Annotated in this window: 19 protein-coding genes, 2 tRNA genes and 1 riboswitch; all 21 genes read left to right on the top strand. The window is 54.0% G+C overall.

What is annotated here, in order from left to right; translation table 11 throughout:
- The first annotated feature begins 33 nt into the window (after positions 1-33).
- The 21 genes from MCACP_RS06740 (at position 34) to MCACP_RS06640 (ending at position 16,450) form a co-directional block, all read left to right on the top strand.
- Positions 34-816: an IclR family transcriptional regulator gene (locus MCACP_RS06740; protein WP_406678567.1), complete on the top strand. Its 783-nt coding sequence runs from the start codon at positions 34-36 to the stop codon at positions 814-816.
- Positions 817-912: 96 nt separating this feature from the next.
- A complete protein-coding gene (locus tag MCACP_RS06735) occupies positions 913-1,239 on the top strand; it encodes a hypothetical protein (RefSeq protein ID WP_406678566.1) in 327 nt (108 codons plus the stop codon).
- A gap of 136 nt (positions 1,240-1,375) precedes the next feature.
- Positions 1,376-2,068, top strand: coding sequence for a class I SAM-dependent methyltransferase (locus MCACP_RS06730; RefSeq protein ID WP_406678565.1), 693 nt, complete (start codon positions 1,376-1,378; stop codon positions 2,066-2,068).
- Positions 2,069-2,215: 147 nt separating this feature from the next.
- Entirely contained in the window at positions 2,216-2,341 is a 126-nt protein-coding gene (locus MCACP_RS06725; protein WP_406678704.1) for an ATP-binding cassette domain-containing protein, read from the top strand.
- A 74-nt stretch (positions 2,342-2,415) separates the two neighbouring features.
- Complete coding sequence (gene bioB / locus MCACP_RS06720; protein ID WP_406678564.1) at positions 2,416-3,402, top strand: biotin synthase BioB; 987 nt, start codon at positions 2,416-2,418, stop codon at positions 3,400-3,402.
- Positions 3,403-3,523: 121 nt separating this feature from the next.
- Entirely contained in the window at positions 3,524-4,729 is a 1,206-nt protein-coding gene (bioF, locus tag MCACP_RS06715) for an 8-amino-7-oxononanoate synthase (RefSeq protein ID WP_406678563.1), read from the top strand.
- A gap of 12 nt (positions 4,730-4,741) precedes the next feature.
- The gene (locus MCACP_RS06710; protein ID WP_406678562.1) at positions 4,742-5,656 is read left to right on the top strand and encodes a 6-carboxyhexanoate--CoA ligase; all 915 of its coding nucleotides are present in this window, start codon (positions 4,742-4,744) and stop codon (positions 5,654-5,656) included.
- Positions 5,626-6,363: a dethiobiotin synthase gene (gene bioD / locus MCACP_RS06705; protein WP_406678561.1), complete on the top strand. Its 738-nt coding sequence runs from the start codon at positions 5,626-5,628 to the stop codon at positions 6,361-6,363. The genes MCACP_RS06710 and bioD overlap by 31 nt, the downstream gene beginning before the upstream one ends.
- A gap of 25 nt (positions 6,364-6,388) precedes the next feature.
- A complete protein-coding gene (bioA, locus tag MCACP_RS06700) occupies positions 6,389-7,756 on the top strand; it encodes an adenosylmethionine--8-amino-7-oxononanoate transaminase (RefSeq protein WP_406678560.1) in 1,368 nt (455 codons plus the stop codon).
- Positions 7,757-8,014: 258 nt separating this feature from the next.
- A riboswitch (SAM riboswitch) is annotated at positions 8,015-8,118 on the top strand.
- 103 nt (positions 8,119-8,221) lie between these two features.
- Positions 8,222-8,977 carry a phosphate ABC transporter ATP-binding protein gene (locus MCACP_RS06695; protein WP_106004368.1) on the top strand — a complete coding sequence of 252 codons (756 nt, stop codon included), beginning with the start codon at positions 8,222-8,224 and terminating at the stop codon, positions 8,975-8,977.
- A 2-nt stretch (positions 8,978-8,979) separates the two neighbouring features.
- Positions 8,980-9,774, top strand: coding sequence for an ABC transporter permease (locus MCACP_RS06690; RefSeq protein WP_406678559.1), 795 nt, complete (start codon positions 8,980-8,982; stop codon positions 9,772-9,774).
- Between the two features lie 403 nt (positions 9,775-10,177).
- Positions 10,178-10,254, top strand: a tRNA-Arg gene (locus MCACP_RS06685).
- Between the two features lie 5 nt (positions 10,255-10,259).
- Positions 10,260-10,335, top strand: a tRNA-Lys gene (locus tag MCACP_RS06680).
- Between the two features lie 201 nt (positions 10,336-10,536).
- Positions 10,537-10,665 (top strand): hypothetical protein, encoded by a 129-nt coding sequence (locus MCACP_RS06675; protein WP_406678558.1) that lies wholly within the window; start codon positions 10,537-10,539, stop codon positions 10,663-10,665.
- A 121-nt stretch (positions 10,666-10,786) separates the two neighbouring features.
- Positions 10,787-11,425, top strand: a complete 639-nt coding sequence (locus MCACP_RS06670; RefSeq protein ID WP_406678557.1) for a DUF3786 domain-containing protein — start codon at positions 10,787-10,789, stop codon at positions 11,423-11,425.
- Between the two features lie 26 nt (positions 11,426-11,451).
- A complete protein-coding gene (locus MCACP_RS06665; protein WP_406678556.1) occupies positions 11,452-12,300 on the top strand; it encodes a quinate 5-dehydrogenase in 849 nt (282 codons plus the stop codon).
- Between the two features lie 105 nt (positions 12,301-12,405).
- Entirely contained in the window at positions 12,406-12,966 is a 561-nt protein-coding gene (locus MCACP_RS06660; RefSeq protein WP_406678555.1) for a tetratricopeptide repeat protein, read from the top strand.
- 126 nt (positions 12,967-13,092) lie between these two features.
- A complete protein-coding gene (gene thiL / locus MCACP_RS06655) occupies positions 13,093-14,097 on the top strand; it encodes a thiamine-phosphate kinase (RefSeq protein ID WP_406678554.1) in 1,005 nt (334 codons plus the stop codon).
- A gap of 174 nt (positions 14,098-14,271) precedes the next feature.
- Complete coding sequence (locus MCACP_RS06650; protein ID WP_406678703.1) at positions 14,272-15,816, top strand: acyl-CoA carboxylase subunit beta; 1,545 nt, start codon at positions 14,272-14,274, stop codon at positions 15,814-15,816.
- A 32-nt stretch (positions 15,817-15,848) separates the two neighbouring features.
- Positions 15,849-16,070, top strand: a complete 222-nt coding sequence (locus MCACP_RS06645; protein WP_406678553.1) for a hypothetical protein — start codon at positions 15,849-15,851, stop codon at positions 16,068-16,070.
- Entirely contained in the window at positions 16,067-16,450 is a 384-nt protein-coding gene (locus MCACP_RS06640) for a biotin/lipoyl-containing protein (RefSeq protein ID WP_406678552.1), read from the top strand. Before MCACP_RS06645 ends, MCACP_RS06640 begins: the two co-directional genes overlap by 4 nt.
- Positions 16,451-16,464: the final 14 nt, after the last annotated feature.

The following is a 16,464-nucleotide window of genomic DNA, read 5'->3' as shown; positions in this document are numbered from 1 at the left end:
AGGTGTTAATCTTTACATGGGGGGGACATACCGGTGACCAGGGTTAATAAAACAAAGGGAGTCCAGGCCGTTGACCGGGCCCTGGCCATCCTGGATACCCTGGCCCGGGAAGGCTCCCCCATGATGCTTTCGGCCATCAGTGCAGAACTCCGGCTGAATATAAGTACTGTCCACAGGTTGTTAAATGCCCTTGCGGCCCATGGTCTGGTTGAGCAGGAACCTTACCAGGGCCGTTACCGCTTGGGAATCCGGGCCTTTGAGATTGGCAACCGCGCCCTTTACAGCCTGGACATCCGGGCCATAGCCAGGCCGGCATTACACCAGCTGGTAGACGATTTTAATGAAACGGCCAACCTGGCGATCCTGGATAAATATGAAGTCGTCTATATTGACCAGGTCGAGTCGAGTAACATCATCAAGATGCTGGCCCGCCCCGGTACCCGCGCCCCGGCTTACTGTACCGGCGCAGGAAAAGTCCTCCTCGCCTATTTAAGTGAAAACCAGTTAAACATGTTCCTCCAGGAAGTTCCCCTCTTCCCTTATACGGCTGCAACAATAGTCGACCCCCTCCAGCTGCGGGAAGAGTTGCGTAAAATTCGCCGGCAGGGCTTTGCCCTGGATCACGGGGAGAGGGAAGAAGAGGTTCGTTGCGTTGCCGCACCTGTGTTTAACCATGAAAATAAAGTGATAGCCGCCGTAAGTGTTGCAGGTCCGGCGAACCGGATGCCGCCAGAGTTGATGGCAGGAAAACTGGCTACCGCTGTTGTTCAGGTTGCCCTGCAAATTGGACGGCATTTAGGTTATCAACATCGATAAACTTTAATTAAGGTTTATTGCAGAAGGTATTTTACAGGCTTAATTGGGTAATACTAACATCAAACCTGAAATTATCCAGAGGAGGGTTTGATGTTAGTGGAAATTTATCGTGCCCGTCGGTTTAATCGTAACGCCAAAGGTGATTTAAGCGTATCCAGTAACGGTATCCGGCTCCGCGGTGCTGCCTTCCAGCATTTGCGCGGCAGTCAATACATTATGATTGGCGTTGACGGTAAGAAGTTAATTTTAAAGAAGAGCGAGGACCCGTCTAATTTAAAATTAAGGCTCGCCGCCCATGGTAAAATCGGGGAAATAGGAGGCAAACACCTGACCCAGTGGCTGCTGGAACGAGGCTTTCACAAAGGTCAGTATCAAGTCCAGCTGGATGCAGACCAGGTTATTGTCAATCAGGAGCTGGCTTAAAGCTGGCTTGGCAAAGGACCCGCAAGGGTCCTTTTCTTATGGACATTTTAGGTAAAGAAAGACAAAGTACAAAAAGGAAAACGGACGTTAATGGCGAATATGGTATACCATAAATTAAGGAAAGGGGAGCTCAGCAATGGCTGAAATTTTTGATCATAAAGCCAGCGATTATGACGACTGGTACAGGCGTCCCCTGGGGGCCCTGGTGGACCGCGTGGAAAAAGAGCCTGTATATGCTTATTTAGAACCCCGGGCTGGTGAACATATTCTCGATGTCGGCTGTGGTACCGGCAATTTTTCCTTAGAACTGGCACGGCTGGGGGTAAAGGTAACCGGTATAGACATTTCCGAACCCATGCTGGCCACGGCGCGGCGCAAGGCCGCTGCAGCCGGGCTGGAAATCGAATTTCTCCATGCCGACGCCATGAATCTACCCTTTGCCGATAACACCTTTGATAAGATAGTTTCGGTTACGGCCCTGGAATTTGCTCCGGATTTGAAGGCCGCCCTGGCGGAGGGTTACCGCGTGCTAAAGCCGGGGGGTAGAATGGTCATCGGCCTCATCGGCGGTAACAGCCTCTGGAGCCGCCATTATGAAGCCCGGGCCGCCCGGGAGCCAGACAGCCTCTTCCGGTATGCAAAATTTTATACCCTGCCCGAACTTCTGGCTGCCATGCCCGGTAAAAACGTTAAGGGTAAAGCCGTTCTCTTCTTCGGTCCCGACTTTGATGGCACGAAAGTAGAAGAGGCCATGGCCATCGAGGCTGCCGCCGCTAAGGAAGGCCGCACCGATGGAGGGTTTATTGTAGCGGTGAGTTATAAAGCCTAAAGAGGCCAGGCAGTGATCATCAAAGGATTGCCCCTTCTAGAATACTTCCACGGAGGGGGTATTTTTTTGTCCTTTCGGAGTTATTTAACCTTGACGCCTTTCCCGATCTGGGTTAGGAACCTTCGGCTTCACCCGGGACCTGAATGAATTTACCCCACCTGCAAGCTCACCGGTCTCTCCGGACCCAACGGCGACGGTAAGTCCACCTGCCTGAAGATCATTGCCGGCCTCAGCCGATTAAAAGCCTGCTGGAACGAGAGCGGCCATTTGTAAACCAAAACATCATTTTAAGTTGACAATTATCAAAAGGTCTTATATGATCAAGAGAAAGAACAGGAGGGGTTTATATGGGACAATATTATTCCGACATAATAAGGATCGGTGACAGGATACTGGCAGGTGGGGATATTACATATGAAGAAGCCGTCCTGCTGGGTAAGGCCAGGGGCAGCGATATATTTTTGCTGTGCGGATTTGCCAGTGAGATAAGGGAGAAATTTGCCGGCAATAAGGTAGACCTGTGTTCGGTGATCAACGCTAAATCGGGCAATTGCCCTGAAGACTGCGCATTTTGCTCGCAGTCGGCCCATCATAACACCGATATAAGTCGTTACCCTTTAATGAGCGAAGACGAGATTGTAGAACAGGCCATTCAAAAGGAAAAGAACGGAGCTAAACACTGTGATATAGCTACCAGCGGTTTGGGGTATAACGGCGATGAAGAAGAGTTCGAGGCAATCATAAGAGCATTTAAAAAAATGAAAGAGAAGACCAATCTTAAACTGTGCGCCTGCCTTGGCACCCTCACAAGGAAGGCGGCCCAAAAGTTAGCGGCAGCAGGGGTGGAGCGCTATAACCACAATTTGGAAACGGCGCGGAGTTTTTTCCATAATATAGTTACAACCCATACGTATGACGAGAGGATTGAGACCATCAGATATGCTAAAGAAGCGGGAATGGAAGTCTGTTCCGGCATGATAATCGGCATGGGCGAAACCATGGAACAGCGTATCGAGCATACGTTTTTGTTAAAAGAATTGGATGTGGACGCAGTACCTGTAAATATATTAAATCCAATTAAAGGTACAAGGCTAGAAGGCGCAAAACCTTTATCAGCAATGGAAATAATTAAGACCTTCGCCATAATAAGGTTCATTTTGCCGGACAAGAACATAAGATATGCAGGTGGCAGGGAGGTCAACCTGAGGAGCCTGCAGCCGTTGGGCTTTATCGCCGGGTTAAACGGGATGCTTATAGGAAACTACCTGACGACGCCGGGCCAGGGTGCTAATAAGGACATACAAATGCTGGAGGATCTGCAATTAGAATACTGATACACCGAAATATAGGTAGGAGCTATAATCGAATGCTGCGGGTATGCCCAGGATAGGCGCTGTTTGCGGCTTTTCCTATACAGGAAATGTCAACATCGATAATGAATAGCAGTTTACAATAGTGAATAAACCTGCCAGGCGAGGGATAGATTTGGTTGATTTTCTAGCTAAAGAACTGGAGCTGTTAAAGGCGAGCCACCTTTATCGCCGGTTACCCGGACCACTGGAGAAGCCCCCGCGACCAGGAACGATCAGAAACGGACATGAAGTACTGCTCTTTTCCTCCAACAATTACCTGGGCCTGGCCCAACATCCCCGTGTCAAGGCTGCGGCCGTAGAAGCGGTGGAAAGGTGGGGGACGGGAAGCGGAGGTTCCCGCCTGACCTGCGGTAATTTTGTCTTGCACCGCCAGTTGGAGGAGCGCATTGCCAGGTTCAAGGGTACGGAAGATGCCATTGTGTTTAGTTCCGGTTACCTGGCCAACCTGGGGGTGATTTCGGCCCTGGTGGGACGGGGAGACCTGGTGCTCAGCGACGAGTTAAACCATGCCAGCATAATCGACGGTTGCCGCTTGAGCCGGGCCACGGTTAAAGTTTTCCACCATAGGGACACAGCCCATCTAAGGGATATTCTCTTGGCCGAACGCAAATCACACCGACGGTGCCTCATCGTTACCGATGGGGTTTTTAGCATGGACGGAGATATAGCTCCCCTGCCCCAATTGCTGCAGTTGGCCGAAGAGTTCCAGGCCCTGCTCATGGTAGACGACGCCCATGCCACCGGGGTTTTGGGCAAGAAGGGGGCAGGGACGGTGGAACATTTCGGCCTGGAAGGCCGGGGCATCATCCAAATGGGCACTTTAAGCAAGGCCCTCGGCAGTGAGGGCGGGTATGTAGCCGGTAATGCCATTTTAGTTGATTACCTGCGCAACCGCGCCCGCAGCTTTATCTTTTCCACCGCCCCTTCCCCGCCAGTAGTTGCTGCGGCCACGGCGGCCCTGGAAGTCCTGGAAGAAGAACCCCACCTTCTCGACCAGCTTCACGCCAACGTCCAGTGGCTTTACAGGGGCTTAAAAGAAATGGGCTTTAGGGTTTTGCCCACGGCATCAGCCATTATTCCCCTGATGGTAGGGGATGCCCACCGCGCTATGGTCCTTGCGGCAGCCCTGGCGGAAAAGGGCGTGTTTGTGCCGGCCATTCGTCCGCCTACGGTGCCGGAAGGCACCAGCCGTTTAAGGATTACCGTCATGGCCACCCATAAACCGGAAGAACTGCAAAGGGCACTAGAGGCATTTCTGTCGGCGGGAAAAAGGTTGGGACTCATTTAAAAATGCATGGGGATGATGGGAAAATCACAGCTAAAACTAAGGCGCAAATTGAGGGAGGGATTGCTTCTGCAGGAAGAGGTATATAGCGTCCGGATGAGGGCTGCCCAGAGGGCTCCCCACGAAAAGGAGGGCCGGCACATATCGGGGGCGGAAAGGATTGTCTCCTCGCAGCAGGTGGCTGCTGCCGTCCGGCAAATGCTTTGCCGGGCCAGAAACCATGCCCTCGGCAAACCTGATTTTATCAATATCAGCATCGAGCGTTTGCAGGCTTCTAAAATAAAGGGGATTACCGCCCTGCCGCTGGTCACGGTAAAAGCTGGCAACAATGAGCAGGCGCTCTCCTGCGCCCGCCAGCTTCTTTTGGCCAGCGGGGTATGGGAGCAGGCTGTGGACGAAGCCATAAATCTCCTCGCCCGGGGTCCTGCGCCTGGCGGTGGCAACATGCGAGGGGCGGTGATCATGGATGCCCACAGCTGCAGGCGGCTGGAGCCCGACTCGTGGCGGGGAGTGCGCGTCTCCCGCATGGATTATACTCTCCGGGCGGCTAAAGAGTTATCGTGCCTCTTGGAACAGTTGGGTTTAAACCATTTCCGGATTAAGGAAGCCCTGGCCCTGGCCTCCAAGGTGATCTGGGCTGGAACCCTGGCCGAAATATGTTGTTCGGACGACCCCCATTATACCACTGGTTATGTTTCCTCCCGGTCCCTGGGCTATGTACGCATACCTTATTTGAAGCACCCTTCCTTTAAAGGAGGTCGGGTGTTCTTTGTCCGTATCCAGGATATAAATTTTGCAGAGTACCTCACCAGGCTGCAGGAGGAACCCGTTTTGATAACGCACATCAGCACCATAAATGGAGTAACAGACCTTACCTCAATACTGGAGGAGAATAGCCAATGGAGTATTCCAGAAAAGGTTACTTTATAACCGGAACGGATACCGGCGTGGGAAAAACGATAGTAACCGCCGGTCTGGCGGGCGTTCTCCGCCGGCATGGTATTGAGGCCGTGGCCATCAAACCGGTGCAAACCGGAGCGCTTGCTAGAAATGGGGAACTAGTTCCTGAAGATGCTTATTTTTACCGGGTGGCAGCCGGCCTTTCCCACCCCCTTTACCAGTTAAACCTTTATCGCTTTACCCCGGCGTTATCACCTCACCTGGCGGCCAAGCTTTGCGGGGAAAAGATAGAGCCCCCAAAAGTAATAGATTTTTGCCGGCGGGCCCTTCTGCGCTACCAGTTGACTCTCATTGAGGGGGCTGGGGGTCTGTGTGTGCCCCTCTCTGGCCCTGAATTTACCATGGCCGACCTGGCCCGCGAACTTTCCTTGCCCCTAATTGTGGTGGCTAGAATAGGTTTAGGCACCATCAATCACACGGTGCTCACGGTGGCTTACGCCAAAAGCCTCGGACTAGAAATAGCAGGGATAGTTTTTAATGGCTTAAAGCAGCAAGAATTAGGTCCCGCTGAAAGGGACAATCCCGAAGTTGTAGCCCGGATGACCGGCGTGCCGGTGCTGGGTATCCTGCCCCACCTCACTGGGATAAGCGTGGAAGGCGGGGTTGCTGAGGGACTTTTGGCAGCAGTGGAGGAATCCCTTTCCTGGCGTCAACTGGTTCCCTGGCTTAAACCTTAAACATAAAGATTTGGAGGTGCTCCTATTGAGCAGCTACGATCCCTCACTCCTCGAACAATGGGATAAGCAGTATGTCTGGCATCCTTTTACCCCAATGCAGCAATACCTTGAGGAAAAGCCCCTGATCATCATGCAGGGGGAAGGCAGCTACCTGATCGATGTTGAGGGAAACCGCTATTTGGACGGTATATCCTCCCTTTGGGTTACCGTCCACGGCCACTGCCACCCGGAGTTAAACCAGGCCATCAAGGAGCAACTGGAGCGTATTGCCCATTCCACCCTCCTGGGACTTGCCAATGTACCTTCCATATTGCTGGCCAGGAAATTGGTGGAAATTACTCCACCGGGGTTAAACAAAGTCTTTTACTCCGACAGCGGGGCCACAGCAGTGGAAATTGCCCTCAAAATGGCCTTTCAATACTGGCAACAAAAAGAGGGTGGGCGCTATCGTAAAAAAACCAGGTTCATCTCACTAGTTAACGCCTACCACGGCGACACTGTCGGCTCAGTAAGCGTAGGGGGCATACCTCTTTTCCACAGTATTTTCAAGCCCTTACTTTTTGAATGCCTGCACGCCCCGGCACCATATTGTTACCGGTGCCCGCTAGGCCTGGAAGAAGCAAGCTGTAAAATGGCCTGCCTCAACCAGCTAGAGGGGTTGCTGGAAAAGCACTGTGAGGAGATTGCTGCCCTCATCATCGAGCCCCTTGTCCAGGGGGCGGCGGGCATGATCACCGCTCCAAACGGTTTCCTTCGCAGGGTACGGGACTTATGTTCAAAATACAACGTCCTGCTTATTGCCGACGAGGTAGCAGTGGGGTTTGGCCGCACGGGCCGTCTCTTCGCCTGCGAACACGAAGACGTCACCCCCGACTTAATGTGTCTGGCCAAAGGAATAACTGGGGGATACCTTCCCCTGGCCGCCACCCTGGCCAGCGACGAGATCTACGAGGCCTTTTTGGGTGCGCCGGAAGAATGCAAGACCTTTTACCACGGGCACACCTACACAGGCAATCCCCTAGCCTGTGCAGCGGCCCTGGCTAGCATTGAACTCTTTGAAAAAACAGGCCTGCTGGCATCGCTGCAGTCCAAAATAGAGCTTTTGCGCCGGGGCCTACAGAACTTTTGGGATTTACCCCATGTGGGAGATATCCGCCAGCGCGGGATGATGGTAGGCATTGAACTGGTGGTCGATAAAGAGACCAGGGAGCCTTATGCTATGAAGGAGCAGATAGGTCACCGGGTTATTATAGAGGCCCGGCGAAGAGGGCTCGTTATACGCCCCCTGGATAATGTCATTGTCCTCATGCCCGTGCTGTCGATGTCTGACGCGGAGCTTAACCGGGTTTTAGAAATCACCTATGAATCTATCGCCACAGTAACGGGCAGGTAAATAGATGGGTTAGACCCTTCACGATCTGAGCCTACGGCTGTTTTGCTTTTCCCGCCTTCGGATAAAAAGCTCCCAGCCGGTAATTTAAGTCGCTGCCTATATTCCGCACCCTTGAATAATTTTGCAGCTTAAGGCGGGCAGGTTAAAGTTTTCTCGGCCCATCCAATGTGAGATGGAGGGATAGCTCCCCCGAAGGTATCTTGACACTGCAACCAGGTAATGGTATTAATTCATTAGCAAAACCGCAAACCGTCCCACGGCTTATCGCGAGAGGTGGAGGGAGGGCCACAACGAAACCCGGCAACCCCGGCATTTAACCGGAAGGTGCCAGGTGCCGCAGGAAACCTCCGGGAAGATAAGGTGACCCTTGTCCAACGGGGGTAGAAGGTCTCCTCAACTGTAGTTCTGATTGGCAGGGGAAAACTTTTGCCCGGGACGAAGCGGTCCCCAGGGAAGGGAGTATATATGGGGGAAGCAAAATTTGAGCTAAATGAGGTAACCCTGAAGCGTCCCGGCCGTAATACCGCCGGGGACGTAACGACTGTCATTATCCTGCACAGGATAACTACATCCTTTCTTAAAGGGAAAATCACCGCTGTTCTCGGGCCCTCCGGTTCCGGTAAATCCAGCCTGCTCAGGCTTCTAAACCGCTTGGAGGATCCGGCTGCCGGCCGTATTACCCTTGATGGCCAGGACTTGAAGAGCCTCAATATATTTACCCTGCGCCGGCGGGTGGGAATGGTCTGGCAGCTGCCCACACTCTTTCCCGGCACGGTGCTGGAGAACATCAGCTACGGTCCTCGCCTGCGGGGCATCTCGCTGTCCCGGGCCAGGGCCGAGGAATTAATCCAGATGGTGGGCCTGGGAACAGAATTCCTGAACCGCCGGGCCGACAGTCTTTCCATCGGCCAGCAGCAGCGGGTTTCCCTGGCCCGGACCCTCGCCAACGAACCGGAGGTTTTGCTTCTTGACGAGCCGACGTCGGCCCTCGACCCCACGGCGGCGGCCAACATTCTGCACCTGATGGCCGATCTAAAAACTCGCCTGGGACTGACCATCATCTTCGTTACCCACCTTCTGGACCAGGCTCGCCAGGTTGCCGACGAAGTCCTTTTTCTCCATCACGGCGAAGTAGTCGAGGCAGCTCCGGCCCAGCAGTTTTTTACTGCCCCGCAAGACCCCCGCAGCAGGCTTTTCCTGTCCGGGCAGTTGGAGGGATAAGGATGCAGTATATCAATATCGGCTACGGCGATCTCCTCCTAGCCCTGATCCTTGTAGGAATCACCCTGGCCGTTTCCTTGTGGCAGCGCCTGGACCTCCACGGGGATCTATTTATCGGTACCCTCAGGACTTTTGTCCAGCTCACGGCCGTCGGTTATCTTTTGCAAGTGATCTTTAACCTTAACCGCTGGTACCTGGTAATACTGGCCTTAGGTATCATGTTACTGGTGGCTGCCGCCAACGCCTACCGCCGGCAACAGGAGCGCTGGCCCGGCTTATTTTTCATTATGCTCCTGGCCATCGCTCTGGGCGGGATTATAACCCTGGCCATTGTCATCGGTATTGTTTTAAAGGTAAAACCATGGTATCAGCCCCAGTATATTATCCCTATCGCCGGAATGATTGTCGGCAACGCTATGATCGGTGCCGCTCTGGCCATCAACCGCCTGACAGGGGAGATCAAGGCCCACCGAGGGGAGATCGAGGCGGCCCTGTCCTTGGGGGCGACTGCTTACCTGGCGGTCCTGCCATACCTGCGTTCGGCCCTGCGGGCGGCCATGTTACCGACCATCAGCACCATGATGACGGTGGGCATCGTCCAGTTGCCGGGAATGATGAGCGGCCAGATCATTGCCGGGGCCAGCCCGGCGGCAGCCGTCAGGTATCAGGTGGTCGTCACCTATATGGTGGCCGCCGCCACGGCCCTGACTACTATTACCGCCACCCTGCTGGCCTACCGCTATTACTTTACGCCCAACCACCAGCTAAAACCACCGGTGCAGAATAACAAAATTTAAAAGCCAGATTAAAGGTACGCCGCCAGGAGGCCGGTGTCACTGCGGTTATATTTCAACCTGAGACATTCATGCCGCCTGATAGCGGCACCAACAGAAGAATGAAAATAACGGGCTGGCATTTGTTTGGAGCGAGCGACTTGGTCCGAGCGGTTGAACAGCCTTGGCGAAGCCGAGGAGCGAGGGCGGGGCCGAGGACAGGATGTCCGAGGCCTGCCTCTGAGGCAAGGATGCCGAATAGGCAGGGAACCCCGGCCGAGCCTGAGGCTGAGCCTTAGGCTGATCCGCGAGGGCCAGGGAGCGAGCGAAAACAATGCCAGCCTGGAGAGAAGTAATTTTCAGGGTAGATAATGTACTTATTGACTTTCACGGCAATCTATACTATAATATCACTTGCAGTTGTTGAGCGCCCGTAGCTCAGGTGGATAGAGTAACGGAATCCGAGTCCGGAGGCCGCAGGTTCGAATCCTGCCGGGCGCGCCATCTATGCGCCAGTAGCTCAGTTGGTAGAGCAGCTGACTCTTAATCAGCGGGTCGTGGGTTCGAAGCCTACCTGGCGCACCAGGAAAAAATTAAGCCCCGCAAGGTTTTGCGGGGCTTAATTTTTATTTACCGTCCATTACCATGGCCAGCCATTTTTTTTAAATCTAAAACAAAGGTCTGTAGGAATAAACAACATTTTAATTTTCCCCCTTGCATTTTCCTCGTGCGGGTGTTATTCTGAAGACAGGATGGTGTATACAAAACACCCGAGGAGGCGGGGGCATGGACTACCTGGTAACCTGGATTAGCGGGGAAGAGGTAGCTTACCGGTTTGTCAGCGCTGCAGAATTACAACGGGTCCTGGCTGCGGAAGAAGAAAAACATAATTGCATCGTTATCCCGCTACATTAGACACCCGGCCGGTATAAAAAACCGGCTTTTATTTTTTATTAAACCATGGTACTTTAAAGAAAAACATTAGTAAAATTATGAAGGAACCCTTTGCAACAGTAAAACCCTCTGGAAGCGGACAATGAAAGGGGACGTGGTTTGCTTGGGCTTCCCCTATAACCTGGATGTAACCCTGGACCTCGCGCGTAAGGAACTGGAGCACGGGGATCCGCGGGAAATAGCAGTCAATAAGGGAGCTACCTGGGATAAGGAAAAGAAGGTGTTAATCCTATCTTCATTAAGCGAAGTCTTTCACATATCATGCCCCGGTGGGGCAATCAGCACCAGTGACGGCAGCAGCGTCGACCCGCGGGTGCAGGTTCTAATCCTCCACTACCTGGTTGGTCCGGCAGTTGCCCTCAAGGGTGAATGGATCTCTTTTAAGGAATTACCCGGTGGCCGCCTTTACCAGCAACCCTTTTACGGCCGGGCCGTCTTGCCCCTGGTCCGCACCTTCGGCCAGGACCCCGCCGGCCTCCTCCAGGCCGCCCGGCCCCTGGGTGGGCGGCCGGTAAACCTCGGCGATGCTGCCGTCGAACTTTATCCCTTTCCATACTTGCCGGTAAGGCTTGCCCTCTGGTCCGGAGATGATGAAATTCCCCCCAGCGGGACTATCCTTTTCGACGCTTCCGCGGCGGCTATCCTGGCCACGGAAGATTACGCCGTCCTGGCTGAATACCTCGTCAAACGTTTAAAAAGCCAGGCAAGGGAGTCGAAGTAGCTATCAAGCATGTAGTCAGCATCAGTTTGGGTACCGTTAAAAGGGATTACCAGATAAAGCTGAACTGCGGCCAGGAAACAATCCTCCTGGAGCGGCGCGGCTGCAATGGCCGCCTGGACATGGCAGCCCGCCTTCTTAAAGAACTGGATGGACGGGTGGACGCCCTGGGGCTGGGGGGCGCCAACTTTTACTACCACCTGGGTTCGCGGCGTTACCCCTGCCCGGCAGGCCAGTATTTATTTCGCCAGGTTAGAAAGACTCCCCTGGTAGATGGCTCAGGCTGGAAACAATGGATAGAGCCCCGGGCCATAAGCCAGCTGGCTTTTTTACCCACCGGTAGCAGGGCGCTGGTAGTTTCCATCCTGGACCGCTTCTGGCTGGCCAGGGCTTTACAGGCAGGCGGCTATCCTGTCCTGGCCGGGGATGCCGCCTTTGGTTTAAAACTCCCCCTGGGTTTTCCTTTATGGACCTTCATGATCCTGGGTTATTTAACCATGCCCCTCCTGGCCCGTTTACCGTTGGCCTACCTTTACCCCCTGGGCCTTGACCAGGAAAAATCTCATCCCCGTTACCGCCATCTCTTCGCCAGGGTAAAAATCATTGCCGGGGACTGGCATTTTATCCGTCATCATCTACCTGTTTCTCTGCCCGGCAAGGTAATTATTACCAGCGGCACTACGCCTGCCGACCGGGAACTCCTGCGCCGGCGCGGGGCCGCCTGGCTTCTGGCAACAACGCCTGTCTTCGATGGTCTCAGCCCGGCGGCCAATGCCATGGAAGCTATTATGGTGGCCCTGGGGGCTACAGCGCCTCAGTACACGGCACTGGCTGGAAAGTTAGGCTGGTTGCCATCCCTTTACTGCCTTCAGAAATAAAAGGTAATCGCCCTACCAGGCCTGAAGGAGGCAATACAACCTCCACGAACAGTCATTTCTCTCCCTTCCTGGCCATAGGATATTACAGGAGCAGTGAGAGAAATAATGACTGGAAGCAGTGGCCACCCTACAACCTGCCGCATTAATTGCAAGCCCAGACACGCCGGGGAGAGAAAAACGATTGCCTTTTACCTGGACCTGACACGGGAGCGCATACCTACCTGTGCCGGCATCAATCTGGAAGGTAATGAGCTGGCTATCCAGGGCCTGGGCTATGACGGCCGCTGCGCCTTCTGCCGCTGTTTCCGAAAAGCCTTAAAAAACCGCGGTATTCGTTTTAATTGCACCTGTCCCTTTGAAATCCAGGATAATAACTGTACCTGGCGCGTCAAAATAGGTAGCGTCTTTTTTCACCAGGATCTTCTTGAAGATAAAGAAAAATACCTTTCATACCTGCGCCGGGTTGTAAACAATCCCCGGGATCTGGAAGCCTGGCTGGCCCTGGGGGTCATTCATGAATACCATGGCCGTTTTGCCCCGGCCCTGGCCAGTTACTGGGCCGCCCATGACCTGGATCCGGAAGATACCTTCATCAAGGAACGCCTCCAAGATATTCTATCATTATTACAGCAACTATTATCAACCTCAGGACAGCAGCAAAACTGAGTTTTTACCAGTTTAAGGAAGCATATTCAAACCGGCGGCCTTCCGTGTCCCAGCACGGAAGGCTTGCACCCGTCCTGTCCCTGTGGCAATATATAGATAGCCAGAAAAAGGGGACGGGAATAAGCCATGAATTTGAAAACTATTGGGGAGTTCGGCCTCATCGAACGCCTGAAAGCCGGAGCTGTAGTTGTCCCGGATAAGGTTATTATGGGTATCGGTGATGATGCTGCGGTCTTAAAAGGGGAAAGAGGTTACCTAACCCTGGCCTCTACGGACATGCTGGTGGAAGATATCCACTTTACCCTGGCCACGGCTACGGCCCGGGAAATAGGCTACAAAACCATGGCGGTAAATGTGAGCGATATTGCCGCCATGGGTGGTATACCAGAACAGGCCCTTGTTTCCCTGGGGTTAAGACCGGAGCAGCCGGTGGAGTTTGTGGACGAGCTTTACGCGGGCTTACGGGAATGCGGCCGGCGTTTTGGGGTCAATATAATCGGCGGCGATACCGTATCTTCCCCCCGGGCAATGGTTATAAATCTGGCCATCCTGGGGCGGGTAGAAGAGGGAGCCTGCCTCTACCGCAGCGGCGCCCGGCCGGGAGATGTCCTGCTGGTAACGGGCGATCTCGGCGGGTCGGCTGCCGGCTTGGATACCCTGCTCTCACCGCGCCCGGCCCCACCGGAGGCCGTAACCTTCGCCCGGGAACGCCACTTCCGGCCCACCCCCAGGGTAGCTGAAATTCGTGCCGCCCTGCCAGCAGGGGGGATAACGGCGGCCGATGATATCAGCGATGGCCTGGTAGCTGAAATATATACCCTTGCCCGGGCCTCTGGTGTAGGCATTATCCTGGAAGCCGCTGCCGTGCCCATCGCCCCGGCCACCAGGCAGCTGGCTGCTATTTACCAAAAAGATCCTCTGGATTATGCCCTCTACGGAGGCGAAGATTTCGAGCTCCTCCTCACCTGCCGGCCGGACAAGGTAGCTGCTGTCCAGAAAGCCATAGCCGAAGTCTGCCCGACCCCCGTGACCCCCATCGGCAAGGTGGTTCCGGCCGCCGAAGGTATTACCATTATCATTGATGGAAAGAGATTGCCTTTAAATCCCGGTGGTTATAACCATTTCCGTTAATGGCTTAAAAGTTGTGGCCCTGCTACTCAGGGTAGTTTGTGGCAGCGCCAGGGCAAGCTATAGTCAGGTAGATGGATTGAAAGTTTTGTTAACAGGACTTGCAAGCTGGCCTTATTACCTGGTAATATAAGGAGGTAGGGAATAATAAGGGGGATAGTTTAATTGAGTGAAGATATGAAGGCCAGGCTGGCCGACCTTGAAGCCAGGCGAGCCGCAGTTTTAGCCGGCGGCGGTGAGGAACGCATCGCCAGGCAGCATGCTGCCGGCAAGCTAACGGCCCGCGAAAGAATCGAATTATTGCTGGACCCGGGCAGTTTCCTGGAACTGGACCAGTTTGTCCGCCACCGGGCCACAGATTTTGGCATGCAAGATATAGAAACACCCGGGGAAGGGGTAGTTACGGGAGCAGGTACCATTAACGGCCGCCAGGTTTATGTTTATGCGCAGGACTTTACCGTCATGGGTGGTTCGTTAGGCGAAATGCACGCCGCCAAAATCTGTAAAGTCCTGGACCTGGCCCTGAAGACAGGGGTACCAATTATTGGTTTAAATGACTCCGGCGGCGCCCGCATCCAGGAAGGGGTGGCGGCCCTCAATGGCTATGGGGAAATCTTTCGCCGCAATACCCATGCTTCCGGCGTTATCCCTCAGATTGCCGCCATTATGGGACCCTGTGCCGGCGGTGCCGTCTATTCGCCAGGGTTGATGGACTTTATTTTCATGGTCAATCATACGGCCCAGATGTTTATTACCGGGCCCCAGGTAATCAAAGCCGTTACCGGCGAAGAGGTAACACCGGAAGAACTGGGCGGTGCTGTTACCCATGCCACGAAAAGCGGGGTAGCCCATTTCTATACTCCTACAGAAGAAGATTGCCTGCATTTAATCCGAACCTTGCTCGGCTACCTCCCGAGTAACAACCTGGAAGATCCGCCTTATGTACCCAGCCCTGACCCGGTTGACCGGCAGTGTCCCAATTTGCGCAATCTGGTCCCCGTCGATCCCAATAAACCCTATGACGTCAAAGAAATAATCCATGGGGTGGTAGACGACGGCCTGTTCCTGGAAATCCAGGCTCAATATGCCGCCAATATAGTTATCGGCCTGGCCCGCCTGGGCGGGTATACTATAGGTATAGTTGCCAATCAACCCCGGCACCTGGCCGGCTGTCTGGATATCAACGCTGCCGATAAAGCCGCTCGTTTCGTCCGTTTCTGTGACGCTTTCAACATTCCCCTGCTTACCCTGGTCGATACCCCAGGTTATTTACCCGGGGTCGAACAGGAGCAGGGCGGCATTATCCGCCATGGGGCCAAACTGCTGTATGCCTTTGCCGAAGCCGTCGTTCCGAAAATAACCCTGGTCTTGCGCAAGGCGTACGGTGGAGCCTACCTGGCCATGTGCTCCCGCTCCCTGGGAGCGGATCATGTGGTAGCCTGGCCGACGGGGGAAATTGCCGTCATGGGTCCCGAAGGGGCTGCCAATATAATCTTCCGTCAAGAAATCAGCCAGGCCGCCGATCCGCCCGAGGTACGCCGGCAAAAAATAGCCGAATACCGGCAGAAATTCGCCAACCCGTATGTAGCCGCGGGCCTGGGCCTGGTGGATGCCGTCATTGACCCGGCCCTCACTCGCCGGCATCTAGTCCAGGTCCTGTTAACTTTGCTTAACAAAAGGGAAAGCCGCCCGGCTAAGAAACACGGCAATTTCCCCGTTTAACTGTATTTAACCTTCAGGGCAGGTGATATTTTGTGGTCGTTTCTTACCAGCAAATTGTTTTAGATAAAACAGTTGCCCCGGAAATCGTCGCCGCCATTACCGCTGCCATAGCTGTATATATGCCGGCGGAAACCGGCTGGCAAATCACGGCCATCCGGCCTTGGAACAGGAACACCAAACGCTGGGTCCTGGCCGGACGGCAGGAGTTAATGCATAGTTCGCTGGCGTTAGAAAGGAGGCGGATGGCCGGTTGAAGCGCCATTTTCAGGTTACTGTTAATGGAGAAACTTTTAGCGTCGAAGTGGAGGAGGTAGGTGGGGCATTTGATCATTTACGCCCGCCAATGAAAGCTCCCGCGAAGAAAACTCCTCCTGTCCACCAGGCCGTCCTATCACCGCGCCCCCCCTTACCCCAGGATAACCGCACTGTTACATCGCCTTTACCGGGTACGGTAGTAGAAGTAAGGGTTAAACCGGGGCAGAGAGTAACTGCCGGCCAGGTTCTGCTCATTATCGAAGCCATGAAAATGGAAAATGAAATCCAGGCTCCAGCCGGGGGAGTTGTCCAGGAGGTCCTGGTCCAGGCCGGCAGTAACGTTGCCAGCGGCCAGCCCCTGGTTAGACTGGGCAATTAATCTATAAAGGGAAG

Origin of the sequence: Neomoorella carbonis (genome assembly GCF_045278715.1) — a bacterium.
Taxonomy (GTDB): Bacteria; Bacillota; DSM-521; order Neomoorellales; family Neomoorellaceae; genus Neomoorella; species Neomoorella carbonis.
This window is presented reverse-complemented; position numbering and strand designations above follow the sequence as displayed.